Annotated in this window: 20 protein-coding genes; 10 read left to right on the plus strand and 10 right to left on the minus strand. The window is 73.3% G+C overall.

What is annotated here, in order from left to right:
- Nucleotides 1-13: 13 nt before the first annotated feature.
- Both MWU57_RS08675 and MWU57_RS08680 read right to left on the minus strand, forming a co-directional pair.
- Nucleotides 14-217: a hypothetical protein gene (locus tag MWU57_RS08675; RefSeq protein ID WP_246908783.1), complete on the minus strand. Its 204-nt coding sequence runs from the start codon at nucleotides 215-217 to the stop codon at nucleotides 14-16.
- 60 nt (nucleotides 218-277) lie between these two features.
- Nucleotides 278-925, minus strand: coding sequence for a hypothetical protein (locus MWU57_RS08680; protein WP_246908784.1), 648 nt, complete (start codon nucleotides 923-925; stop codon nucleotides 278-280).
- A gap of 238 nt (nucleotides 926-1,163) precedes the next feature.
- Between MWU57_RS08680 and MWU57_RS08685 the strand changes: the two genes are divergently transcribed.
- Nucleotides 1,164-2,015: a hypothetical protein gene (locus tag MWU57_RS08685; protein WP_246908785.1), complete on the plus strand. Its 852-nt coding sequence runs from the start codon at nucleotides 1,164-1,166 to the stop codon at nucleotides 2,013-2,015.
- A 32-nt stretch (nucleotides 2,016-2,047) separates the two neighbouring features.
- Here the strand turns inward: MWU57_RS08685 and MWU57_RS08690 are convergent, their stop codons facing one another.
- The gene (locus MWU57_RS08690; protein WP_246908786.1) at nucleotides 2,048-2,503 is read right to left on the minus strand and encodes a DUF1772 domain-containing protein; all 456 of its coding nucleotides are present in this window, start codon (nucleotides 2,501-2,503) and stop codon (nucleotides 2,048-2,050) included.
- Entirely contained in the window at nucleotides 2,500-3,369 is an 870-nt protein-coding gene (locus tag MWU57_RS08695; RefSeq protein ID WP_246908788.1) for an SDR family oxidoreductase, read from the minus strand. Before MWU57_RS08695 ends, MWU57_RS08690 begins: the two co-directional genes overlap by 4 nt.
- 132 nt (nucleotides 3,370-3,501) lie before the next feature.
- On the opposite strand from MWU57_RS08695, the gene MWU57_RS08700 reads away from it, so the two are divergent.
- Nucleotides 3,502-4,470: an AraC family transcriptional regulator gene (locus MWU57_RS08700; RefSeq protein ID WP_106268321.1), complete on the plus strand. Its 969-nt coding sequence runs from the start codon at nucleotides 3,502-3,504 to the stop codon at nucleotides 4,468-4,470.
- On the opposite strand, the gene MWU57_RS08705 is transcribed toward MWU57_RS08700, so the two are convergent.
- Together MWU57_RS08705 and MWU57_RS08710 are read right to left on the minus strand one after the other, a co-directional pair.
- The gene (locus MWU57_RS08705) at nucleotides 4,457-5,737 is read right to left on the minus strand and encodes an MFS transporter (RefSeq protein ID WP_246908789.1); all 1,281 of its coding nucleotides are present in this window, start codon (nucleotides 5,735-5,737) and stop codon (nucleotides 4,457-4,459) included. The genes MWU57_RS08700 and MWU57_RS08705 overlap by 14 nt on opposite strands.
- Before the next feature lie 168 nt (nucleotides 5,738-5,905).
- Complete coding sequence (locus MWU57_RS08710) at nucleotides 5,906-7,639, minus strand: alpha/beta fold hydrolase (RefSeq protein WP_246908790.1); 1,734 nt, start codon at nucleotides 7,637-7,639, stop codon at nucleotides 5,906-5,908.
- A gap of 149 nt (nucleotides 7,640-7,788) precedes the next feature.
- Between MWU57_RS08710 and MWU57_RS08715 the strand changes: the two genes are divergently transcribed.
- Complete coding sequence (locus MWU57_RS08715; protein WP_246908791.1) at nucleotides 7,789-8,436, plus strand: DedA family protein; 648 nt, start codon at nucleotides 7,789-7,791, stop codon at nucleotides 8,434-8,436.
- Nucleotides 8,437-8,657: 221 nt separating this feature from the next.
- On the opposite strand, the gene MWU57_RS08720 is transcribed toward MWU57_RS08715, so the two are convergent.
- Entirely contained in the window at nucleotides 8,658-10,424 is a 1,767-nt protein-coding gene (locus MWU57_RS08720) for a calcineurin-like phosphoesterase family protein (RefSeq protein WP_246908792.1), read from the minus strand.
- Nucleotides 10,425-10,861: 437 nt separating this feature from the next.
- Between MWU57_RS08720 and MWU57_RS08725 the strand changes: the two genes are divergently transcribed.
- Nucleotides 10,862-13,519 (plus strand): hypothetical protein, encoded by a 2,658-nt coding sequence (locus tag MWU57_RS08725; RefSeq protein ID WP_246908793.1) that lies wholly within the window; start codon nucleotides 10,862-10,864, stop codon nucleotides 13,517-13,519.
- Between the two features lie 167 nt (nucleotides 13,520-13,686).
- The gene (locus MWU57_RS08730) at nucleotides 13,687-16,092 is read left to right on the plus strand and encodes a LamG-like jellyroll fold domain-containing protein (protein WP_246908795.1); all 2,406 of its coding nucleotides are present in this window, start codon (nucleotides 13,687-13,689) and stop codon (nucleotides 16,090-16,092) included.
- On the opposite strand, the gene MWU57_RS08735 is transcribed toward MWU57_RS08730, so the two are convergent.
- Nucleotides 16,079-17,287, minus strand: a complete 1,209-nt coding sequence (locus tag MWU57_RS08735) for an FAD-dependent oxidoreductase (RefSeq protein ID WP_246908796.1) — start codon at nucleotides 17,285-17,287, stop codon at nucleotides 16,079-16,081. The genes MWU57_RS08730 and MWU57_RS08735 overlap by 14 nt on opposite strands.
- Before the next feature lie 124 nt (nucleotides 17,288-17,411).
- Between MWU57_RS08735 and MWU57_RS08740 the strand changes: the two genes are divergently transcribed.
- On the plus strand, nucleotides 17,412-18,113 hold the full coding sequence (locus MWU57_RS08740; protein ID WP_246908797.1) for a histidine phosphatase family protein: 702 nt from the start codon (nucleotides 17,412-17,414) through the stop codon (nucleotides 18,111-18,113).
- Nucleotides 18,114-18,116: 3 nt separating this feature from the next.
- Here MWU57_RS08740 and MWU57_RS08745 read toward each other — a convergent pair whose 3' ends face one another.
- Nucleotides 18,117-20,456, minus strand: a complete 2,340-nt coding sequence (locus MWU57_RS08745) for a M28 family peptidase (protein ID WP_246908798.1) — start codon at nucleotides 20,454-20,456, stop codon at nucleotides 18,117-18,119.
- 88 nt (nucleotides 20,457-20,544) lie between these two features.
- Here MWU57_RS08745 and MWU57_RS08750 point away from each other — a divergent pair, with 88 nt between their 5' ends.
- From MWU57_RS08750 to MWU57_RS08765, 4 genes are all read left to right on the plus strand, one after another.
- A complete protein-coding gene (locus MWU57_RS08750) occupies nucleotides 20,545-21,036 on the plus strand; it encodes an SRPBCC family protein (RefSeq protein WP_246908799.1) in 492 nt (163 codons plus the stop codon).
- A 1-nt stretch (nucleotide 21,037) separates the two neighbouring features.
- Complete coding sequence (locus MWU57_RS08755) at nucleotides 21,038-22,093, plus strand: zinc-binding dehydrogenase (protein ID WP_246908800.1); 1,056 nt, start codon at nucleotides 21,038-21,040, stop codon at nucleotides 22,091-22,093.
- A gap of 37 nt (nucleotides 22,094-22,130) precedes the next feature.
- Nucleotides 22,131-22,889, plus strand: coding sequence for a dimethylargininase (gene ddaH, locus MWU57_RS08760; RefSeq protein ID WP_281495452.1), 759 nt, complete (start codon nucleotides 22,131-22,133; stop codon nucleotides 22,887-22,889).
- Nucleotides 22,890-23,204: 315 nt separating this feature from the next.
- Nucleotides 23,205-24,350: a magnesium and cobalt transport protein CorA gene (locus MWU57_RS08765; protein WP_106268221.1), complete on the plus strand. Its 1,146-nt coding sequence runs from the start codon at nucleotides 23,205-23,207 to the stop codon at nucleotides 24,348-24,350.
- A gap of 4 nt (nucleotides 24,351-24,354) precedes the next feature.
- On the opposite strand, the gene MWU57_RS18380 is transcribed toward MWU57_RS08765, so the two are convergent.
- Nucleotides 24,355-24,810, minus strand: coding sequence for a cold-shock protein (locus MWU57_RS18380; protein WP_246908804.1), 456 nt, complete (start codon nucleotides 24,808-24,810; stop codon nucleotides 24,355-24,357).
- Between the last annotated feature and the right edge of the window lie 109 nt (nucleotides 24,811-24,919).

Consider the following 24,919-nt stretch of genomic DNA (forward strand, 5'->3'; position numbering starts at 1 on the left):
GCCCGCGGGCGCACTACGACGAGTCCTGCTGATCTTCCCACTCGAAGTACTGCTCCCACGCGTCGTCCCGCTGCTCGGACTCGTCGCTCTGCGCCAGCATCGCGAGCCCGACGCAGGCGGCCATCACCACGGCGAGGAGCACCGCCGGCCGGACCGCGCCGGCGTCACCGACGAAGAACCGGGAGCCTCCGAGGACGAAGAACAGGAAGAAGAGCACCGAGGCGACGGCCAGCAGCCCCGTGATGATCGTCAGGACACCGGGGCCGTCCGCGGGGCGTCATCCGCGCACCACCGGGTGCAGAGGGCTGGAACCGCCCTCCTCGGCCGCGGCGGGCGACGCCTCCGGGGCCGTGTAGGAGGCGTAGGCCAGCAGCTCGACCAGCTCGTCCTCGACGGCGTCGACCATGTGGGCGTGCAACGTGTCGACCTCCACGGACACGACCTCGTCGTGGTCCGGCGGGAAGATCGTGTACCGCCAGGTGCTCACCAAGGCCTCGCTGCGCGCGTCCACCGTGTCGATCACCTGCTCGACGAGGCGCCCGACGTTGCTGGTGGCCTCACCGACGTCGTACGACGAGACGGTGACGTCCTTGATCCGAGGCATCTTGCGCGCCTGCTTGACGAACGTGCGGTAGGCCTTGTCGACGTCTCCCCGCTCGGCGAAGGACCGCACGAGGAGCATGGCGACCGGGGTCCGGTCGTGGTGTGGCGGGAACCGCAGACCCGCTCCCCACGCCTGGCCGTCCGCCGTCGCGCGCTCGTCGTGGTCACGGACCGCGCCGACCACCTGGTCGTCGTCGTCACCTCCGGCGACCTGCGCGGCGACGTTCGCCCACCCATGGCCGTCGAGTCCTGCTGTCCAGAACACCCAACCGTCGCGGGGCGCGAAGGTGAAGACCGGGCCGTCCTCCCACGGGGCTCCCATCACCGCCCCCACGGGGGGACGTCGCGCGCCAGCAGCGTGGTGTGGCCGACGATGTCCCCCGTCGTGCCCAGGACGAGCTCCGGGAACATCGCGGTGTCGACCACGAGGTCCGCCACCACACCACTCCTCATCCACCTCGAGACCGTGGGTCCGCACCGTCGCCCACGTCGTCGGCCCGACACTACCGGTCGGTCCGGCTCGTGCCGTCGTGCGACCTGGGCCGCTAGGCTCGGGCGTCATGGACTCCCTGCTGCCCCTCGGTACCGCCCCGCGCCCCGCGACGGGTGACGAACTCGCCGCCCGGCTGCGCGACACCCTGCGCGACGCCGGCCGCGGCCAGGTGCACGGCCTCGACGAGGCACGGATCGAGGCGAGCCTCGACGGCGCGGACGTGCACTCGCTGGAGCTCGACCTCACCGGGGTGGCCGTCGGCGTCCCGGCGCAGGGCTCCGCGGCGGAGGCGCCGTCGTGGGAGCCGGACATCGTCTCCCGCGACGAGGCGGTGCTGCGGACGCTGCGCCTCGAGGCGCACCCGCTGACCGCCGTCGACCTCCCCGTGGACCTGGCCGCCGAGCTGCAGGGCGTGCGGTTCGCCTGGGTCGCCGGGGCGGACGGTTCCGTCGGCGCGGAGATCGTCGAGCCGTCGGAGGACTCGCCGGTGACCGGGAGCGCCCGTCTCGCGGTCTCGCGCGAAGGGCTCGCCGGCACGGTGCGCGGCCTGCTCACCGTGGCGCTGGCCGGGAACGGGATCCAGCTCACCGACTTCGACCTGCGGATCGACCAGACCGGACCCCGCGACGCCGCGATCGCCATCGAGGCGTCGATCAAGAAGGGCATGTTCCTCTCGGCGAAGATCACCGCGACGGCGTCCGCGGCGGTGGACGCCCACATGGTGCTCACCGTCGGCGACGTCCAGCTCTCCAGCGGGAACCCGATCGTCGGCGCGCTCCTCGGAGCGGTCAAGGGCCGCGTCGAGGCGGTCGCCGGCCAGCGCATCGACCTCGCGGAGGCGCTCCCCCCGGGCGTGCGGCTGACCGACGTCCGGCTCGACGTCGGTGACGAGATCGTGGTCTCCGCCCAGCTGGGCTGAGGACCGGCTGTCCGTCGCGGTACGGACGCGGCTCACACCGCCACGACGAACGACAGCGACGCGACCGCGCCGGCCACCGTCCGCACGTGGTTCCACCGCAGCCACGGCCCCACGAAGCGCTGCCACTCGGCGCCGGGATCCTCGGCAGTCTCCAGGCGCTCGTTGAGCGGCACGTTGCCGAACCCGGTGACCCCGAGGATCCCGACGACCGCGACGACGGCCCCGGTCACCGCCCACACCGCCCCGGGTGCCGAGGTCACCAGCCCGACGACGGCGCCGGCCACCGGCAGGCCCACCGCGGCGAGCAGCAGCACCATGAGCGGCGGCCGCAGGGCGTCGCGGTTGATGGCGCGCATGGCGGCGCCGCCGTCCTCGGGCGTCAGGCGCCGCAACCCCGCCATGACGAAGGCCGAGAACGCGTAGAGCACCCCGCCGGCGAGGCCGGTCGCGACGGCGGCGCCGGCGACGAGCACGTCGTACGCGGTCATGCGCCGGGCGCCCAGTCGGCGGCCTCACGCGTGGCGTACTCCCGGAAGTCGCGCGCGGGCCGACCCAGCGCGCGCTCCACACCGTCGGCGACGAACGAGCCGCGACCGTCCAGCACCTCGGTGAACAGGTACTCCAGGAGGCCGGTCTCCTCGGCGGGCACACCCATCGCCGTGAGGCCCCCGGTGAACTCCGCCATGGTGATCGGCACGTACCGCAGGTCGCGCTCCGCGGCGGCGGCGATCTCGGCGACGGCCTCGCCGAACGTCAAGGCCCGCGGTCCGGTCAGCTCGTAGACGTGGCCGGCGTGGGCGTCGTCGGTCAGCGCTTCGACGGCCACCTCGGCGACGTCCTCGAGGTCGACGAACGGCTCGCGCACGTCCTGGACGGGCAGCGCGAGCTCGCCCTGGAGCAGCGGCTCGAGCAGGAAGCTCTCGTCGAAGTTCTGCGCGAAGAACGCGCAGCGCACCACCGTCCGCGCGGGAAAGACCTCGGCGACCATCCGCTCGGCCCGCTGCGCCTCGGTCTCGCCGCGCCCGGACAGCAGCACCAGCCGCTGCACCCCGGCGTCCCGGGCGGCGACGGCCAGCCGGGTCACCGTCTCGGGCGCTCCGGCGACCGCGAGATCCGGCGCGTAGGCGACGTAGACGGCGGTGGCTCCGTCGAGCACCGCGGCCCAGGTGGACTCGTCCGCCCAGTCGAACCGGAGCTCGGCGCTCCGGGACGCGCGGCGCACGGGCACGCCGAGCGCGTCGAGCCGGTCGGCGACGCGCCGTCCGGTCTTGCCGGTCGCTCCGAGGACGACGACGGTGCCGCCGTCCGCTGCCGCTGCGGTGGACGGGTCGAGCGTGGGCTGCTGCTGAGACATCAGGACCTCCGAGGAAGGGTGAGTGGGCATCCCTGAGTCAACCGGCCACAGGTGAGACGATCCATGGCCTGGGCGCTCTGGTTCATACGCCAGCGTCTCGTCATCCTGCCCGCACCGGTCTACCCTGACCGCATGGACGTCGTCTCCGGCCTGCTCGACGGTCCCCGCGCGCGGGGCGCGTTCCTGCTGCGCAGCCATCTGCGCGCCCCGTGGGGCATGCGCATCGAGGACGAGGCCCCGCTGACCATCGTCCCCGTGCTGCGCGGATCGGGCTGGGTGGGCCCCAGCGGTTCCGGGGACGACGCCGGCACCACGGTCGAGGCGGGCGACGTCGTCCTGCTGCGCGGACCCGAGCACTACGTCGTCGCCGACTCCCCCACGACGGTGCCCACCGTGGTGGTCGGGCCGAGCGACGTCTGCCGTGCGATCGACGGCGGGCCGTCACCGATGACCGTGTTCGGGGTGCGGTCGTGGGGCAACGACCTCGACGGCGAGACGGTCATCATCACCGGCACGTACCCGCTGGACGGTGCCGTCGGGCGCCGCCTCCTGCGCGTCCTGCCGCACCGCGTGGTGCTGCGGCGCGGCGACGTCGACCCCACGCTGGTCGACCTGCTCGCCCGGGAGGTGGTGCAGGACCTGCCCGGTCAGGAGGCGGTGCTGGACCGGCTCCTCGACCTGCTGCTCATCACCTGCCTGCGGGCCTGGCTCGACCACCCGCAGGCGCCGGGCTGGTACCGCGCCGACGCCGACCCCGCCGTCGGCGTCGCGATGCGCCTGATCCACCACGACCCGGCCCGGCCGTGGACCGTCGAGGCGCTGGCCGACGAGGTCGGGCTGTCGCGCGCGGCGTTCGCCCGCCGGTTCACCGAGCTCGTCGGCGAGGCTCCCATGACCTACCTGACCGGCTGGCGGCTCGACCTCGCCGCGGACATGCTGCTCGCCGACGACGCAGCCACGCTGACCTCCGTGGCGCGTGCGGTCGGCTACGCCTCGCCGTTCGCGCTGAGCACCGCCTTCAAGCGGGTCCGGGGCGTGAGCCCTGCCGAGCACCGCCGTCGGACGGCAGCTGTTTCGACCGCGGCGGTCAACGCCCGGTGAGCCGCCAGTTCGCGGCGGCCGAGGCGAGGACGACGCCGGCGGCCACGACGGGCACGGCCAGCGCGGCGGAGGTGCCGACGGTGTCGGCCAGCGCACCCGTGGCCGCCGCCGCGATCGACTGCCCGAGGATGACGGCCGAGCCGAGCATCGTCATCACCGTGGTGCCCCGACCGGCCGGGCTGCGCTCCGAACCGTGCGAGTAGACCGTCACCAGGCTCGGACCGATGCCCAGCCCGGCGAGGAGCAGGCCGGCGATCAGCACGCCGGTCGACGGCGCGGCGGCCACGACGACGGCACCCACCAGCAGCACGACGGCGAAGGTCAGCCAGCGCGCGCGCAGGCTGAACCGCGCCGGGAAGGCGGACACGGCCAGCGCCGACACGACGGACCCGATGCCCATGAACCCGTAGAGCAGCCCGGCCTGCTCCGCGTGGCCCGCGTCGCCGGTGTACGCCGACATGGCCGTGAGCACGAAGCCGAAGAACAGCCCGACCCCGACGAACCCGGCGACCAGCACCAGGACGCGCGGGCGGAACAGCTCGCGGGCGGGAGCCTGCCCGCCCGACGCGACACCCGGGTCGGACGCCGCGGGCGTGGTGCGCGCCGTCGTCGTGCGGGCGCTGGGGTGCAGCGCGAAGGTGCCGACGGCGAGCGCCGTGAGCGCGGCGGCGGCGACCATCGGCGCCGTGGGCCCGAGCGTCGCGGCCAGCAGCCCGACCACGAAGGGCCCGAACACGAACACGATCTCGTCGACGGCGGACTCGTACGACATGGTCCGGCTCAGCACGGCGGGACGGCGTCCCGCCGGGAGTTGGGACCGGATGACGCCGACGAGCCGGCTGCGCGACATCGGCGCCACCTGCGGGGAGGTGGCGCCGATGGCGAAGGCGAGCGCGAGCACGAGGGCGTCGGCAACCGAGGAGTAGACGGCCGCGGTCAGGGCGAGCAGCAGCACGCTGTGGACCGCGGCCGTCGCCAGGAGGACCCGCCGCTGCCCGGCCCGGTCGGCCCACGCGCCGACGAGCGGTCCGATCGCCGCACCGCCGAGCCCCACCATGCCCGACGTCGCGCCGCCGAGGGTCAGGGAGTCCCGGCCGGCGACCACGAGCGTCAGCACGCCGACGACCATCATCGCGAAGGGCAGGCGCGCCACGAACGCGAGCGGGAAGTAGGTGCGGCCCATGGCCTCGACGAGGGTGGGGCCGTCGCTGCCGGGCGCCGGCGGGGCGCCGGCCCGGGACGTGGGCGGGTACTGCGTCAGGGTCATGTCCGTCGGTCTCCTCCGGTGCGGCACAGCCGCACGATGCGTCGTGCCGCCGTTGGCGCGAGGAGCACCCGGTAGATACACAAGCCTGTTCAGGTCAGGTTGCCGACCCGCCACGACGGTACACCGGTGCGCTCTGCGTACGCAGTGACCTGCGTCGCCGCCCTGCGCTCAGAGACCCCACCCGCCGGACCGGACCACCTGAGCGCGCAGGTCCGCACGGTCGGACCGCTGCTCCACCGGAGCGAACGGCGCGACGTCCTGCTCGCACGTGGCGCCGTCGTCGGCCTCGACGTCCACGAGGTAGCGCGCGATCGCGGAGTCCGCGCAGGTGCTCACGCCGAGGGTGGTGTGACCCCAGCCCTCGACCGTCATGACCCGCGCGTCGTCGTAGTGGTCGGCGTACGGCTCGGTGAAGTGGTACGGCGTGGCCGGGTCGTAGCGGGTGCCGATCACCATGACCGGCGCCTGCGTCGTCTGGCCCCACGGACCGGTGTAGGCGTCCTCGTCGCGCAGGATCATCGGCGCGCATCCTGCCCCGGTCCACCCGCGGAAGCGCCCGAAGTGCGGGTATGCCTCGTCGAGCTCGTCCACGTAGGCCGGGTACTGCCACAGGCGCAGCGGTTCGGCGGCGTCCATGCACTGGGCGGCGAGCGCGTTGCCGAGCGATGGGTAGTCCTCGACGACGCCGAGCTCGCGCAGGAGGTCGTCCAGGGACGGGCCCTGGCTCCGGGCCGACGGGCGCTGCTCGCCGATGTCGGCGGCGACCGCGACCTGGGCGAACAGCTGCGACAGCTGCGGCCACGCCGCCGTGCCGTACATCGCCTGGAACGAGACCGCGAGCATCTCCCCGTAGGTGAAGGGCACGGTGCCGCCCTCGCCGTCCGGCACCTCGACGGGCCCCTCGCGCAGCGTGGTGAGTACCTCCTCGGTCACGGCGGCCGGGTCACCGAGGGCGGCCAACGGGCACGCTCCGGGTCCCGCCTCCGCGCACAGCCGGTTGAACTCGGCGAACGTCTCCGTGGCGGCCTCCGCCTGCCCGAGGCGGGTGGCGATCGGGTCCTCCGAGCCCGTGCCGGACCAGGCGACCGGGTCAATGGTGCCGTCGAGCACCAGGGCGCGCACCCGGTCGGGGAACAGCGCCGAGTAGGTGGCACCGAGGATGGTGCCGTAGGAGTAGCCGATGTACGTCAGCTGGTCGTCGCCGAGCGCCTGCCGCAGCACGTCCATGTCGCGGGCCACGTTCGCCGTCGACGCCGTCGAGAGGCGGTCGCCGGAGATGACCTGGCACCCGGCGGCGATCCGCGCGAACCCGGCGACGGCACGACGCTCCTCGGCGCGGGTGATCGGCGCCGTGGGCAACCCGGCGAAGTATTCCGCCTCCCGCTCCGCGTCGCGGAAGCAGGTCACCGGGTCGGACTGGCCGACCCCGCGCGGGTCGAAGCTCACGAGGTCGAACCGGGCGCGGACCTCGGGGTCGACCATGACCTCACCGACCGCGTGCAGGTTGTCCAGGCCCGGGCCGCCCGGGCCGCCGAAGTTGACCAGCGCGCTGCCGATCCGGCTCTCGGGGTCCGTGGCCGGCAGCCGGGTGACCGCGATCGTGGTCGTGCGGCCGTGGGGGCGGTCGTAGTCGCTCGGGACCTCGATCTCGGCGCAGTCGTAGCCCTCGGCGTCGTCGCAGGGCTGCCAGTCGATGTCCGGCACCGGCGCGTCGACCTGGAGCGCGCTCGTGACCGGCGACGACGGCGGCGAGGCGGCGGGCGGCGTCATCGTGGCGGGCGCGGCGCGCTCGGCGGCGCCGGCCGTGGCCGGGATGCCGGCGGCGAGCAGCGCTCCGGCGCTCAGCGCGGCGACCGCGGTGGTGAAGGGACGGGGGCGGCGGGGCGTCGTCGACCGGTTCATCGACATCCACGATGCAGGACGGTTGCTCCGGGCGCCACTCCAACCGCTCGGGGCCAAGACCAGGGGTCTCTCGGGGTGACACCCCATAGCCGCCGACGCGCGCCGCCACGTTGACTGGTGAGCAGTCATACCGAGGGGACGGACGCACCGTGGAGCTGTTCAACCACATCGAAGCCTTCGCCGCGCAGCTGGGCGACTCGCCCTGGCTGCTCGTGGTCGTCCTGGTGCTGGCGGTCGTCGACGGCGTGTTCCCCCCTGTCCCGAGCGAGACGGTGCTCATCACCGCCGCCGTGCTCTCTGCCGCGGGGACCGGACCGCACCTGGTGCTGCTCGTGCTGGCCGCGGCCTGCGGTGCGCTGCTCGGAGACCTCCTCGCCTTCACGCTCGGTCGCCGTGTCCCGCTCCACAGGATCCCCGGGCTGCGCGGCGCGCGCGGGCAGCGGATGCTCACCCGCGCCGGTGCGGCCCTCGACCGGCGAGGAGCCACACTCGTCATCGTCGGCCGGTTCGTTCCCGTGGGCCGCGTCGGAGTGAACGTGAGCGCGGGCGTCCTGGGGTACTCGTCCGCCAGGTTCACGCTGGCGGCCGGAGTGGCAGCCGTCCTCTGGTCGGCCTACAACGCCACCATCGCCGTCGGCGCCCACTGGCTGCTGGGCAGCAGCCCGCTGCTTGCCATCGCGGTGGGCATGCTCAGCGCGCTGCTGCTCGGCCTCGCCCTCGAGGCGGTGATGCGCCGCATGGAGGGCAGGCGGGCCGCCGAGCGCCCGACCGTCCAGGTCAGGTGCACATCAGCCTAGCCCGCCACCGTGGTGGGCGGTGTCGTCGTCGCGGTGCAGCTCCGCGCCCTGCGAGGGCCACACGAGCTCGCCGCCCTCGTGGCGCGGTCCCGACACGGCCTCGCCGGTCCCGTCGAACTCGTCCGAGTGTCCGTGAGCAGCTCGCCGGACTCCACGCGAACGGACCGGTGGTCCGCGGCAGGAGATCTGCCGCGGACCACCGGCCCGAGGTCACGCTCCCGTCAGCCGGTCACCTCGAACGTCAGCGTGTCCGTGAACTGGCGTCCATGGACGTCGGTAGCCGTGACCTCCGCGGTGTGCTCACCGGCGGCCAGGTCCGCGGGCAGCTCGAGGCGCCACAGGTGCATGGAGCGCTCGGCGACGCTGCCACCGTGGACCAGCTGCTGCTGCGCGGCGACCGGGTCGGACCACTCGGCACCGACCTTCTGCCCCTCGCCCTGCAGGGGCTGGGTGCGCACCGCCTCGACCGGCTCGCCGCCGTCGAGGGTCGCGGTGACGGTCGAGCCCGTGCTGCCCATCCAGAAGTTGGTGGTCAGCCACGTGGTGTCCACCAGGTCGGCGCGCGACACCACGAGCGGGTCGGCGTACTCCGGCGCGGAGCCGACGGCGGAGCGATGCGCGGCGAACCACTCGCGGTAGCGGGGGGTGTTGACGCCGAGCGCCATCTGCAGCGACTCGTCCGCACCTCTGACCGTGAAGCGCTCCTGGACCCGGTGGCCCGTGATGTCCAGGGTGAGCACCCCGGGCCGGCCGCCGTCGCGCTGGAGCGCCGTCGGGTAGCCCTGCGGCAGCACGTCGCCCGAGTACCAGTCACCCGAGATCGCGCCGGCCGTGATGTGGGTGAACGGCAGCTCGTCGACGCCCATGACCTCGGACCAGCCCTCCAGGCTGTCGCCCTCGCGGAGGTTCTCGAGGCTGTGGGTGTGCCCACCCAGGGCGATGGCCTCGCGGCCTTCCAGCAGCTCGTAGATCTCCTCGACCTGGGCGACCTGGTGCTTGCTGCTGCCCTGGTCGGCGTAGTCGAGGAGCGGGATGTGCGCCGCGATGACGATCAGCTTGTTCGCCGGGACCTGGGCGAGGTCGTTGCGCAGCCACTCGAGCTGACCCTCGTCGAGCGAGCCCGTGTACGAGGTGCCCACCGGGTACTCGACGGTGTTCAGCGCGACGACGTGCGCCTGCCCCACGTCGTAGGAGTAGTACTCGGGCCCGATGTGGGCCCGGTACGTGTCGAACGTGTGCTCGCTGCTCGTCGCGTCGTAGTCGAGGTCGTGGTTGCCGGGCAGGAAGCGCGCCGGGCCGTTGAGCATGCCCACGAGCTCGCGCGTCCGCGGGTACAGCGACAGGTCGTCGCCGACGACGTCGCCGATGAAGAGCGCGCCGCAGCCGGTGTAGTCGGTCCGCGCGGCGAGGTCGGCGAACGCGCCGTTGCGGGCGTAGTCCACCTCATCCTGGGTGTACGTCTGGATGTCACCGCCGATGACGCACTGCTGGGCGGCGGACCCCGTGAGGCCGCTCTTCACGAGCGGGAAGTTCACCGCGTCCGGCAGCGGCCCGGTGGGCTCGATCCCGCCGTAGCGCAGCTCGGGCGACCCCTCGGGCAGGTGGTGGTAGAAGAACTGGGCGACATTATCCTCGTCCACCGGCACCTGGTACCCGCGCGGCTGGGTGACGGACACCGTCATGTTGTCGAACACCGCAAGCTCGTAGCGGCCTCGGCGGTCCGTCGTCGTGACGTCACGGCCGTTGGTGACGGTGACGCCGCGCAGGCCACGCTCGTCGCGGTCCTGCACGGAGTTCTGGTTCTTGTCGACGAAGACCACACCGTCGATGGTCTGCTGGTCCTCGTCGGTCCCGGCGACGACGTCGACGGAGCCGCGGTAGGCCGACTCGGCCCACGAGGAGCCGTCCCCGCCGGGTGCGGCGGAGGCGGACGGGAGCAGCGCGCCGGAGAGGACGAGCGCGAGCCCGCCACCGGTCACGCCGAGCATCCGGGACGTGCGAGAGGTCGATCGGCTGGCAGTAGATCTCACTGAGCTTCTCCTGTCGTGATCGTGGGGCCGGCCCCCTGCCGACCCCACGAGCACGCTGGCGCCCGAGCGTGAAGCCCGGCTGGAATCGCCACGACGGCTCGAGAAACTTCACCCGTCGCCGGGGCAACCATCTGGTAGCCCGAGCGAAAAGAAGCGTTCAGCTCATCGACATCTCCTCCCATCTCGTTCGGCACTTCGTGCTCCGTTCGGCAGTTCGAACTGCCGAACGGAGCGCAAACTGCCGAACATCCACGACTCGGCAGCACTCGCACTCACCCGCCGGGTGGCATACGCTTTCCGGTGCGGTCTTGAATCGATTCACGGCCGCATCCGCAGACCGACGACGGCGTCGATCCCAGGACGTCGTCGCGGTAGACCACCGATGGAGGACGACGTTGTCACCCACCCACCCCCGAAGCACCCGACCACCACTCCGGTCGATCGCCGTCGCGACCGCCGCCGCGGTCGTGCTCGCCCCGCTCCCCCTGGCCACCAGCGCCGCGGCGGACGAGGTCAGCACCGAGGCCACCGCCGTCGACCAGCGCTTCGACTTCGGCTCGACGAGCTCGCCCGTCGCGGACGGCCACACCCGCGTGGCGCACACCACGCTGTACGACGACGGCGCGGGCTACGGCCTGTCACGGCAGGTCGCGGTCCGCGACCGCGGCGCGCCCGACGATCTCCGCCGCGACTTCACCGTCGGCACGACGACGTTCTCCACGGACGTCCCCGACGGCACCTACTGGGTCACCGTGGTCAGCGGCGACCAGATCGCCGCCAACTACACCGAGCTCGCCGTGGAGGGCGCCGACGAGGGCACGCTCGAGGCAGGCGCCGGGGAGTTCGCCACCTGGGCCGGCGTCGTCACCGTCGACGACGGCCGCCTCGACCTCGACGTGGCCCGCGACGGACGGATCAACGGCGTCACGGTCTCCTCCCAGCTCCCGCCGTCGAACCTCGTCTCGGACGTCGAGGTCGCCGGCACGACGGTCAGCGTCGGTCTCTCCTGGGAGCCGCGGACCGACGCGAAGTCCTACACGGTCTACCGCAGCACGAACGGCGGCGACGTCGAGCAGGTCGGCACCACGGCCGAACCCGCCCTCACCGACGACGACCCGAGTCTCCGCCTCGGCGACACCCTCGTCTACACGGTGACGCAGACCAACGCCGCCGGCGCCGAGTCCGGGCCCTCGCAGGCCCTGGAGATCGAGGCCGCGGACGAGGAGCAGGACCCGCCGTCGGCCCCCGCGAACGTGCGGATCGACGGCGCGCAGGACGGCACGACCGCCACGCTGACGTGGGACGCCGCCGACGGCGCCGTCGCCTACGACGTCTACCGCACGGACCACGAGGCGCACGACTGGCAGCTCCTCGAGCGCACCGAGGACACCGCGCGCGCACTGGACGTCGGCTACGGCAGCGAGTGCTGCTTCACCTGGACCTACCAGGTGCGCGCCGTCGGGGCGGGCGGCATCTCCGCACCGTCCGAGAACGCCGTGCTGGAGAAGATGATCGAGGCGACCACCGTCGCCGAGATGGACACGAGCGTCGCCGGTGACGGTGCCCGCCCGTGGTTCGGCGACCTCACCGGCAACGGCCGCCCGGAGATCGTCATGGTCCAGCCGCACCACATCAACGCCGGCGCCCTGCGGGACGGCCCGATGGTCGCCTCGATGACGGCCTTCACGGCCACCGGGGAGCAGCTCTGGCAGATCGGCGAGGTCGACCCCGAGGGTCGCAACAACAGCCAGGACATCCCCGCCCAGGTGGTGGACACCGACGGCGACGGCGACCTCGAGGTCGTCGCGGTCATGTACCCCGACGGCGACACGGAGGCCGAGGGCCGCTTCTACGTGTTCGACGGCGCCACCGGCGAGCACGTGCGCGACTTCGCCCTGCCGGACCCGCAGGCGCACGACGCGATCGTGTTCGTCGACGCCGACGGCGAGGGGCACCCGGACGAGATCCTGCTGAAGAACCGCTACACGAAGGCCTGGCTGCTCGAGTCCGACGGGACGGTCATCTGGGAGCACGAGGGCAACACCGGGCACTACCCGTGGCCGTACGACTTCGACGGCGACGGCCGCGACGAGATCATGATCGGCTACGACATGGTCGACGCCGACGGCAACCTGCTGTGGAGCGCCGACCTGCCCGACCACGCCGACACCATCTGGGTCGCCGACATCGACTCCGACGGCACCGCGGACGTGCTCCTCGGCGGTGCCTCGACCTCGGCGCACCGTTGGGACACCGGCGAGACCATCTGGGTCAACGACGACACGGTCGAGTCGCAGAACATCATGGTCGGAGAGTTCCGCGCCGACCTTCCCGGCCTCGAGGCGTTCGGGCTGGACCGCATCGACCGGTCCTCGAACGGTCTGGACGGCCTGTTCCTCATCGGCTCCGACGGCGAGATGGTGTGGCAGGAGGAACGCCAGACCCGTGGGTGCTACGGCACCATCCCGGAGCCGATCCACAACTGGACCGGTGACGGGACCGACCTGATCATGGTCTGGAACCGCGGGTGCGGCGAGCCCACCGGGGTCTACTCCGGCGACGGCGAGATGGTCACCGAGCTCGACGACGCCCGGCTCTGGCACGTCGACACCTGCGGCGACACGAAGGAGGAGATCGTCGAGTACGTCCAGGGCGAGTGGCTGAGGATCAAGGCCAACGGCGAGTGCGACCTGCAGGCCAAGGTCACCGGCGAGCAGCGGCCCCAGTCCCCGCGGGAGTACAACTTCACGCGGTACACCGCGGGTCAGACGCCGGTGGCGGCGGTCGTCACGAGCCAGCCGCAGGACGCCTCGTCGCGACCGGGCCGGCAGGTGACGTTCGACGTCGAGGCCGCCGGGGCGACCGGCTACCAGTGGCAGCGCCTCGCGGACGGCGAGTGGACGGACCTGCCCGGTGAGACGTCGTCGTCCCTCACCGTGCGTGCCGTCCCGCCGCGCGCGGGCGACTACCGCGTGCTCGTCTCCGGCGAGGTCGGCGCGACGCCGACCACGTCGGAGGCGGCGGTGCTCGAGGTCCGGACCGGCAAGCCCTGAGCCGACACCCCGGGGGCGGGTGCGTCGCGAGATGCGCCGTACCCGTCCCCGGGCGCGTCGCGTCGGCTGCTTGACCGGGTCTATACAACGATGTAAGGATGTGTCTACATCGATGTATAGGCCCCACCGTCGGGGCCGGCCGTTCGACGACGAACCAAGGAGCCGCCATGACCCGCAGACGGTCACGACGCGTCGCAGTCCTCACCGCCGCCGCGCTCACCCTGCCCCTCGCCGCCGTGGCGACGAGCGCTGCCAGCGCCGCCCCACCCACGCCGGCGGACCCCGAACCCCCCGTCTTCGTCGACGCGGAGACCCACGACCCCTCGCTGATCACCGTCGGCGACGAGCACTACGTGTTCGGCTCCCACCTCGCCGCCGCGAAGACGGCGGACTTCCAGCAGTGGGAACAGGTGGCGAACCTCGTCACGCCGGACAACCCGCTGTTCGACGACGTCACCACCGAGCTCGCCGAGACCTTCGAGTGGGCCGAGGCCGACACGCTCTGGGCGGCCGACGTCGTCCAGCTGGAGGCCGACGGCAAGTTCTACATGTACTACAACGCCTGCGAGGGCAGCTCGCCGCGCAGCGCGCTCGGCGTCGCCGTGGCGGACAGCGTCGAGGGACCCTACGAGGACCTCGGCATCCTGCTGAAGTCCGGGCACCGCGACGGCGAGGGCCCGAGCGAGGACGGCACCCCCTACGACGCGACGGTTCACCCGAACGCCATCGACCCGGACGTCTTCTACGACGCCGAGGGCCGGCTGTGGATGGTCTACGGCTCGTTCTCCGGCGGCATCTTCATCCTGGAGATGGACCCCTCCACCGGCCTCCCGCTGCCCGACCAGGGATACGGCACGCACCTCACCGGCGGCAACCACAGCCGGATCGAGGGGCCCGCCATGATGTACAGCCCCGAGACGGAGTACTACTACCTGTTCACCTCGTTCGGCGGGCTGGACGCCGACTCCGGCTACAACATGCGCGTCATGCGCTCGGAGAACCCGGACGGCCCGTTCGTCGACGCCGCGGGGAACGACATGCGCGAGGTCAGGTCGAACCCGGACCTGCCGATCTTCGACGACGCCACCATCGAGCCCTACGGCGTCAAGGTCATGGGCAACTACCTGTTCCAGCGGGAGGTCGGCGCGCCGGGCACCGGCATCGGCGACGGCAAGGTCTCGCCCGGGCACAACACCACGTACGTCGACCCCGAGACCGGCGAGATGCTGCTGATCTTCCACAGCCGGTTCCCCGAGCAGGGCGAGCGTCACCAGATCCGCGTGCACGAAATGTCGATGAACGCCGACGGCTGGCCCGTCGCGGCGCCCTACCGCTACGCCGGCGGGAACGACACCGCGAAGTTCGTGCGCAAGCAGGTCGTGGGCGACTACCGGTTCATCGAGCACGACAAGACCATCAGCGCGGACATCCGCCGGGCGAGCACCGTCACCCTGCACCAGGACGGGCGCGTCAGCGGCGCCGTCGACGGCCGCTGGCGGCTGTCCGCCCAGAACCGGCTCCGCCTGGACGTCGACGACCAGACGTACGACGGCGTCGTCTCGCGCGAGTGGGACCCGACGGGCGCCCGGTGGGTCACGACGTTCAGCGTGGTGGGACCCGAGGGTGTTCCGCTGTGGGGCAGCGCCCGGGCCCCGATGAGCGACCAGCAGATCGTCGACGCGGTGGCAGCGGACCTCACCCTGCCCGGCACCGGTGCGGTGGTGGCGGACCTCGCCCTGCCGACCACGGGCACCCACGGTGCGACCATCGCCTGGTCGTCCAGCGACGAGTCGGTCGTGGCTGCCGACGGCACGGTCACGCGCCCGTCGGAGCAGGACGGCGACGCGGGCGTCACCCTCACCGCCACCGTGACGAGCGGCGACGTGACCGCGACGAAGGCGTTCGAGCTCACCGTCCCGGCGATGCCGGAGCCCGGCCTGGTCGCGCGCTACACCTTCGACGGCGACCTGACCGCGACCGGTGGCGTGGCGGCGGGCACGGTCACGGGCGACCGCATCGACTCCGGCGGCGGCCAGGTGTCCTTCACCGACGGCGCGCACGGCCAGGCCGTCCACCTGGACGGCACGAGCGGAGTGCGACTGCCGGACGGGCTGATCTCCGGCCAGGACTACACGGTGAGCCTGTGGCTGCGTCCGGAGCGGCTGACCGACTACACGACCGCCTTCTTCGCCGCTCGCGACGACGTCAACTGGCTGAGCCTCGTGCCGTCCGGCTGGGACGAGCACCGCACGATGCTGTGGGCCGGATCGAGCACCTACTACGACGGCCTCACCGGGACGCAGATCCCGACCGACGCCTGGTCGCACCTCGTCTTCACGGTCGAGACGGGCGGTGCGGTGACCGTCTACCTCGACGGTGAGGTGGTGCACACCGGGACCGGCTTCCCGGACGTGCTCACCACCGACGACGGCGTGTTCGCCCTCGGGGTCAACTGGTGGGACACGCCGTTCCAGGGCGACGTCGACGACCTGCAGGTGTACACCGGTGCCCTGACGGCCGCGCAGGTCGCCACCGTCGCGGACGGGGAGGTGGCCGACCTCACCGCGCCGTGAGGTCTTCGACCGACCGTCGGTGACCGTCGGCTGCCCGTGCCCCGCGAGAGGGCGCGGGCAGCCGTTCGTCCTCGGCGGCCAGGAACCTCAAGATCCGCGCCACCGCCTCGCGTCCGGCGCGGTTCGCGCCCACGGTCGACGCCGACGGCCCGTACCCCACCAGGTGCACCCGCGGCTCACCCGCCACCTGCGTGGCGTCCATGCGGACGCCGCCACCCGGCTCCCGGAGGTGCAGCGGCCGCAGATGGTCCAGGGCGGCACGGAACCCGGTGTTCCAGAAGATGACGTCCACGGGCAGGACGTCGCCGTCCACCGTGACGACGCCGTCGGGCACGATCCGGGTGAACATCGGCCGCCGCTCGAGCACGCCACGCTCCGCGGCAGCGTGCAGCGACGGCGTGCGGATCAGCCCCGTCACCGACACGACGCTCTGCGGCGGCAGCCCCTCGCGGACCCGCTCGTCGACCATCGCGACGGCGCGCGAGCCGTCGTCGGGCCCGAAGTCCTCGCGCCACACGGGCTCCCGCCGCGTGAACCAGAACGTCCGCGCCACGTGCGAGATCTCGTCGAGGAGCTGCACGCCGGAGATCCCGCCACCCACCACCGCGACCCGCGCCCCCGCCAGGTCCTCGGCGCGGACGTAGTCGGCCGTGTGGAGCTGGCGACCGCGGAACGACTCCTGGCCGGGGTAGTACGGCCAGAACGGCTTGGTCCATGTCCCGGTGGCGTTGACGATCGCTCGCGCCGCCACCGTGCCGGACCGCCCGCCCGCCTCCCAGCGGACCAGCAGCCCGGTGCCGTCGGCCGTCCGCTCGACCCGGCGCACCCGCACCGGCCGCACCACGGCCAGGCCGAGCTCGTCCTCGTAGTCGGCGAAGTACGCGGGCAGCACGTCGACGCTCGCCGCCTCCGGGTCGACGCCCGGCTGCTCGAGCCCGGGCAGGTCGTAGATGCCGTTCACCGTGGCCATCCGCAACGAGCGCCAGCGGTGCCGCCACGCTCCCCCGGGCCCGTCCTCGGCGTCGAGGACGACGAAGGTGCGCGGCGCCTCGCCGGTGCCCGACGGCGGAGCAGCGGCGGGTACGGCTCCTCGGCGCCGCAGGTGGTACGCGGCGGACAGCCCGGCCTGCCCGGCACCGATGACCACGACGTCGGTCACCTCGGGGACGTCAGGAGCGGTCGGCGGGGCGGTCACGGTCACACGGGCGCCAACACCGCCGGGGTCGACGGCCATCCCGCGTGCACCGTGCGGCCACCCGACGGTCATCGGCCGCACCTAGCGTCGAGACCGACGACCCCGACGAAAGGTCACCTCGACGATGACCCTCACGCTCATCCTCGTCCGCCACGGGCAGACGACGCTCAACGCTCGCCGCCACCTGCAGGGAGCCTGCGACTCCCCGCTGACCCGCACCGGCCGCGCCGGGGTGCGGGTCACGGCCCAGCACCTGGCCGACCACCGGTTCGACGCCGTCTACTCCTCGCCGCAGGGCCGGGCCGTCCAGACGGCGGTGGAGATCCTCAAGCACCACCCGGACCAGCGGCTGCGCATCGACCACGATCTCCGTGAGCTGTCCTTCGGCAGCTACGAACGCCTCCCCGAGCGCTCGCTCGACGCGGTCCAGCCCTGGGCGGAGCTGGTCCCCGCGATGCTCACCGGCGGGCACCCCGGCGTCGGCGGCGGCGAGTCCGGCGCGGACTTCATGGGTCGCGTCCGCGGCGTCTTCGGCCGCATCGTCGCCATGCACGGCCCCGTGGCCGACGGCGGCACGCCATCGGGCGGCGCGGCGAGCGACCCCCACGTCCTCGTCGTCGGGCACGGGCTGGCGCTCGGCGCCTTCCTGTGGACCCTGGACCCGTCGGGCGTGGTCGCGCTGCCCAACGCGTCCGTCTCCACGGTGGAGGTGTCCGACGGCGCCGCCCGCGTCGTGGCGAGCGGCGTCGACGTCGCCGGCCACGGTGCGGTGGCGGCTCGTCCGGTCCCGGCGCCGCTCAGCACCCTCTCCGCCACGGCCGGCTGAGGGTCAGAGCACCACGGTCGTGGCGACCAGCACCAGCTCCGAGCTGTGGGAACCTCCCACGCCCACGCCGTCGGGCCGCTCTGTGAAGCCGGGCAGCCCTTCGAGGCCCCCGCCAGCGGCGACCACGCGCAGGTCGAGCCCCTCCCCGCCACGCACCGTCAACGTCACCTCGAAGCCGTCCCCGTCCGGGGCGTAGAAGCGGGTGTCGAGGATGCCGTCGTCGTCCACTGGCACCTCTCGCCCGGCCACGGAGGCCGCCAGCACGGCATCGGGCTGAGCCGCACTGTTCAGCTCGATGTAGCGCAACGCGCCTGCGGTACCGATCTCGCCCTCACCTGGACGGACCCGCAGGGTGACCGTCCGCTCGTCGCCGCTCGTCACGTCGTCGACGACCGCGACCGTCGGGGCCGGCAGGTCGGCTGCCTCCGCGGCACCGAACCATGCTCCGGAACCCATCGGCGGGAACTGCGCGGACCGGTCCTCCCGCGCGTCGACGTACCGTGCGGTCCAGTCGCTGGGAGTGCTCTCGGTCGACACCCACACGGCCTCACCGGTGTCTGCGTCCAGCGCGTACGCGAGCCGGCTTGGCTCCGGGTGCTCGGCGTCGAACGAGTCGACGGCGAACCCGACGCCGAGCGCCCCGGCGGCCACCAGCGCGCACGCCCCGACCAGCCACCCGCCGGACCGCCCGCGCTCCGGCACCGACAGCGCGAGCGCGGGCACCAGCGCCAGCCCGAGCAGCACCGCGACGACGGCGGGAGCAGCCCCGGTCTCCAGACCGAGCGCCGGGAAGAACAGCACCGTGATCGGTGCCAGCAGGACCACGCCGACGGCGGCGCCGAGCGCCACGGCGAGCGCCCGCCACCGGCCGCTCTCGAGCCGGAGCGCCACGATGCCGGCGGCGGCGCCCGCCAGCGCTGGCAGCGCGGCCAGGTAGGAGCCACCCGGCGCGAGCGCCGCGAGCGCCACGCCCAGCACGGCGAGCCAGCCGAGTGCCCCGACCACGAGCGCGGGGGCGCCGAGCCACCGACGCAGCCCCACGAACCATCCCGTGACCACGAGCGCGACGATGCCGAGCAGCGCCACCCGGAAGCCCCACGGCTGCCACGGGTCGAGCATCTCGTCGTAGCCGGGCCGCACCGTCACCATGAGCGCCCACAGCCCCATGGCGCCCAGCACGGCCCCCGCGAGCGGCAGCACCCCGGCGAGGAAGCCCAGCACGAGCCGGGCGGGCCCGGCCGTCCGGGTGCCGCCGTCGTCGTGCCCGCCGCCGCGGCGCCGGACCACGAGCACCGCGAGCGCCGCCACGGCCCCGAGGGCAGCGAGCGCCAGCGGCCACACGAGCCAGCCCGGGTAGCGGGCGAGGATCCCACCGGGCAGCGGGAAGTAGGTGGCGTCGGTGGCCGACGGCGCGGCGAGGGCTGCGGCGTCCGCGTCGCCGAGCGTGCGCACGAGCGCCAGGGCGTTGGAGCCGTGGTGCTGCAACGAGGCGAGCGACATGCGCTCCGGCACGTCCAGCGGCGAGTGGTAGGTGGCGGACCCGTCGATGTAGGCGGCGTTGAGGCCCGTGAAGCGCCCGGCCGGGTCGTCGAGGAACGGCGAGAAGTCGGTGTCGTTCGGCAGGATCCGGTAGACCTCGACGGCGAGCGAGCTGCCCACCGGGTACGGCACGGACGCGTAGGCGTCCACGAGCGCGGCGTTGCCGTCGGACGTCTCGAACATGACGGCCGGGCCGGCGGACCCGCGCGCCTCGAAGTTGACGACGACGCCGCCGTCAGCGGCCCGCGGGTCGGCGTCCACGAACGCCTCGGCACCGCACAGGCAGGCCTCCTCGGCGTCGGTGAGCACGACGACGACGTCGTTGCGCAGCGCCGGCCCCTCGCCGAGCGCCCGCACCGTCTCCAGGATCGTGGCGACCCCCGCGCCGTCGTCGTTCCCGCCGTAGGAGACCTCGGCGGAGTCGTAGTGCGCGACGAGGAACACCGGTGCGGTCGGGTCCGCCCCGGGGACGGTGGCCACGACGTTCTGCGTGGCGGCCACCCGGCTCTGGTCGCCGAGGCGCCCGGACATCCCGACGCCGTCGACCACCTCGGGCTCCAGGCCGAGCCCGGTCAACCGGTCGACCAGGTACTCGCGCACGGCGTCGTTCGCGGCGGTGCCGTGCGGGTGGACCTCGGTCCCCACACGCTCGACGTCCGCGAAAGCTCGCTCGGCGGAGAACTCGTCGGCCGGGGCGTCGGCACCTCGTGGGGACGGCGGCAGCACCGACCACACCGACACGGCGGCGAGAGCAGCGAGGAAGAGCCAGATCAGGAGCGTCGTCGCTCGGGAGCGCAGGTTCACGCCGGGAACCGTACTGCCTGCACCCGCCCTGTGGCCGAATCGTGACCGTCGCCGGGCCCCGGACCGCGACGACGTGCCATCATGCGGCATGGCTGACGCACGCACCCACTCCGCCTCGATCACGATCGCCGCCCCGCCCGCCGAGGTCTACGACCTCGTCTCGGACGTGACCCGCACCGGGGAGTGGTCCCCCGTCTGCACGGCCTGCTGGTGGGACGAGGCCGACACGCCGCAGCCGGGCGCCTCGCCGCAGGTCGGCGCCCACTTCACTGGCCGGAACGAGACCCCGGAGCGCACCTGGGAGACCCGCTCGCAGGTGGTCGTCGCGGACCCGGGGCGCGAGTTCGCGTGGGTCGTCGGCCAGGGCTTCGTGCGCTGGGGCTACATGCTGCGTGCACTCGACGACGGCGCCGCGACCGAGCTCACCGAGACGTGGGAGTTCACCCCCGAGGGTCTGGCCGCGTTCGCCCAGCGGTACGGCGAGGACGCCGACCGCGAGATCGAGGCCCGCACCCGGATGGCGCACGAGGGCATCCCCGCCACGCTCGCGGCCGTCAAGCACGTGGCCGAGACGGCCTGACGTGCGTGCCATCGCGTTCGACCGCCCCGGCGGGCCGGTCACCGTGCGGGACCTGCCCGCGCCGGCGGCGCCCGACGGCGGTGTGGTGATCCGCGTGCACGCCACGGGCCTGTGCCTGTCGGACTGGCACGGCTGGGCCGGCCACGACCCCGACATCGCGGTGTTCCCGCACGTTCCCGGCCACGAGCTGGCGGGCGTCGTGGAGGAGGTGGGTGCCTGCGTCGTGCGCTGGCAGGTCGGGGACCTCGTCACCTCGCCCTTCGTCTGCGGCTGCGGCACGTGCGAGTGGTGCCTGGCCGGCGACGCGCAGGTCTGCCCGGACCAGACCCAGCCGGGGTTCACCCACCACGGCTCCTGGGCAGAGCTCGTCGTCCTGCACGCGGCGGACGCCAACCTCGTCGCGGTGCCCGACGGCGTCTCGCCGACCGCCGCGGCGAGCCTCGGCTGCCGCTTCGCCACCGCGTACCGCGCCATGGCGCACCGCGCCCGCGTGGCACCCGGCGAGTGGGTCGCCGTCGTCGGCGCGGGCGGGGTGGGCCTGAGCGCCGTCATGGTGGCCGCCGCCCGCGGCGGGCGGGTCGTCGCCGTCGACCGCAACCCCGACGCGCTGGAGGCCGCCCGGCAGGCAGGGGCCGAGCACACCGTCCTGGCCGACGGCTCCGCGAGCGCCGAGGACGTGGCGGCCCGGCTGCGCGACCTGTCCGACGGCGGCACGCACGTCTCGCTCGACGCCGTCGGCTCGGAGACGACGTGCGCCACGGCGGTGCTGGGTCTGCGCCGCCGGGGCCGCCACGTGCAGGTCGGCCTGCTGCCTGCCGGCGAGGGGCACCCGAGGGTGCCGATGGACCGCGTGATCGGCTTCGAGCTGGACGTGCTGGGCTCGCACGGGATGTCCGCCGCCCACTACCCGGAGATGCTGGCCCTCGTCGCCGACGGGACGCTGCGACCGCAGGACCTGGTGGGGCAGGTCGTGGACCTGGAGACCGCGGCGGGTCTCGTGCCGGGGATGCGGGACGCACCGCGCGCCGGCATGACGGTGCTCGACCCACGACGCTGACCGGCGGACCGCGCGGACCGCGCGCTACGTTGTGCCCATGCAGCGTCTCCTCGTGCGACCCCCCTCGCCCCGCCTCGCCGAGGGCGAGCTCACCCACCTGGACCGTGTCCCGGTCGACGCCGAGCTCGCGGGCGAGCAGTGGGATCGGTACGTCGCGGTCTTCCGCGAGCGCGGCTGGTCGGTCACCGAGCTGCCCGCGGCCGACGAGCACCCCGACGGCGTCTTCGTCGAGGACACGGTCGTCGTGTTCGACGACCTGGCGGTCATCACCCGACCCGGCGCCGCGTCCCGGCGCGGCGAGCTCGACTCGGTGCGGCCCGTCGTCGAGGGCCTCGGGCTCGACGTCGCGGCGATCGAGGCGCCCGCCACGCTGGAGGGCGGCGACGTGCTCAAGGTGGGTCGCACCGCCTACGTGGGCCGCAGCTCGCGCACCGACGAGGCCGGCATCGACGCGCTGCGCGACCTGCTCGCCCCGCGCGGGTGGCAGGTGGTGGCGGTCCCCGTCACGAAGGTGCTCCACCTCAAGAGCGCGGTCACGGCGCTGCCGGACGGCACCGTCGTCGGGCACCCGCCGCTGGTCGACGACCCCCGTGTCTTCGAACGCTTCCTGCCCGTCCCCGAGCCGGAGGGCAACGCCGTCGTCGTCCTCGACCCCGGCACGGTGCTGATGTCCGCGGCCGCACCGCGCAGCGCCGAGATCTTCCGCGAGCGCGGGCTGCAGGTCGTCACCACCCCCGTCACCGAGCTCGAGAAGCTCGAGGGCTGCGTGACGTGCCTGTCGGTGCGGCTGCGCTGACCGTCCGTCCAGCACACCACCGTCCCCGTGGTGAGTGAGGTCACCGGGCCCTGTCCGGGCGCTCTGGCCTGGGCCGGAGTAGAATGAGCCCGGCCCAGAGCATGCGGCGACCACGCCGCCCGAACCGCGAGGAGGTACCGCGCATGACCCGCAGCGAGCCTCCCAGTAGTCCGAGCCGCGACTGACCTCGGCTCGACACCGTCCTGCGCTGCGCGCGGGACGACGCCGCCGTCCCTGCACGCAGTACCGGCACGCCGCCTCAGTCGCGGGATCCACAGCACGCAGACCACCGTTCCTGCACGTCTGGGAGTCCCTATGGCCTTCAGCTCTCCTCGTTCCGCACGCCCCCGCCAGGTCCTTGGCGCGCTGCGCCCACGTCGTGGCGGGACGCCCGCCGCCGGCCCTGAGGCGACACCGCCCACCCCCATCCGGCCCCGGTCCGCGATCGTGGCAGCGGCCGTCTACGACGACGGCGGCCACCGGACCGCGTCCTTCACACGGCTCGCCGACACGTTCCGTGCACTGCGCTCGACCCCGGGCGGCATGGCGTGGATCGGTCTCGAGCGCCCCGACGAGCGCGAGCTGGCCGCCCTGGCGCGCGAGTTCGACCTGCACCCGCTGGCGATCGAGGACGCCATCCAGGCCCACCAGCGCCCCAAGATCGAGCGGTACGGCGACACCCTCTTCGTGGTCCTCCACGCGGCGCGCTACCTGGACTCCATCGAGGAGGTGGAGTTCTCCGAGCTGCACCTCTTCGTGGGCCCCGACTTCGTGGTGTCCGTGCGCCACGGCGACTCCCCCGACCTCGCCACCGTCCGCGGTCGCCTCGAGTCGACGCCGCAGATGCTCTCGCGCGGCCCCGAGGCGGTGCTCTACGCGATCATGGACCGCGTCGTGGACGACTACGCGCCGGTCGTGTCCGGGCTCGACTTCGACATCGACCAGATCGAGTCCGAGGTGTTCTCCGGCGACAAGTCCGTGTCCCGGCGCATCTACGAGCTCTCGCGCGAGGTCGTCGACTTCCAGCGTGCGGTGCGTCCCCTGCAGAACGTGTGCCAGTCGCTGGCCAAGGGCGCCGAGAAGTACCAGGTCGACGAGGAGCTCCAGGCGTACCTGCGCGACGTCGCCGACCACCTCATCGAGGTCGCCGAGTCGGTGGAGACGTTCCGCGTCGCGCTGCGCGACATCCTCACCGTGAACGCGACCCTCGTGGCGCAGCGGCAGAACGAGGAGATGACGCACCTGACCGAGGTCTCGATCAAGCAGGGGGACGAGGTCAAGAAGATCTCCGGCTGGGCCGCCATCCTCTTCGCCCCGACCCTCGTCGGCGCCATCTACGGCATGAACTTCGACTTCATGCCCGAGCTGCACGCCGTGTGGGGGTACCCCGCCGCGCTGCTCGCCATGCTCGCGGTGAGCGTCGGCCTCTACGGGGTGTTCCGCTGGAAGAAGTGGATGTAGCGGCTCACGCGTCCAGCCAGCCGTGGGCACGCGCGATCCGCTCGACGACGCCACGCACGGCGAGCACCTGACGCCCGGTGAGGTCACCGGCCGCGGCGAGCAGCCTCTCGGTGACCTCGCCGCGCAGCTCGGCCGCCGACAGGACGTCCGCGAACCCGTCGTGCGCGTGGCTGCTCGGGACGGGCGACGTCGTCGTCCCCGGCTCCGCCGGCGGGAGCCGGTCGCCGGCCATCGCCGCCTGCACGGCGTCGGCCACGGGCGACCGCACGAGCGACGCACTGAGCGCACGCGGACCGCGCTCTCCCATCTCGTGGTCGAGCTCGATCACCGCGCCGACCGCCAGGAGCGCCTTGTCGAAGTCGATGTCGTTGACGTGCAGGAACACGTCCTCGTCGAGACCATCGGCCGCGACGAAGGCGTACCCCTTGATCGCGTCGTACCGGACCACCTCGCCGCGCACCGTCCGCCACCACCTCGTGTCGACTCCTACTCGGCAGCATAGCCCCGCCCGTCGGCGCCGGACCGGTCGGCGCGGCCCGCTGCCGGTCCCGGGCCGGGCCGCTAGGGTC

The sequence above is a fragment of the Isoptericola sp. S6320L genome (genome assembly GCF_023015685.1).
GTDB lineage: Bacteria > Actinomycetota > Actinomycetes > Actinomycetales > Cellulomonadaceae > Isoptericola > Isoptericola halotolerans_A.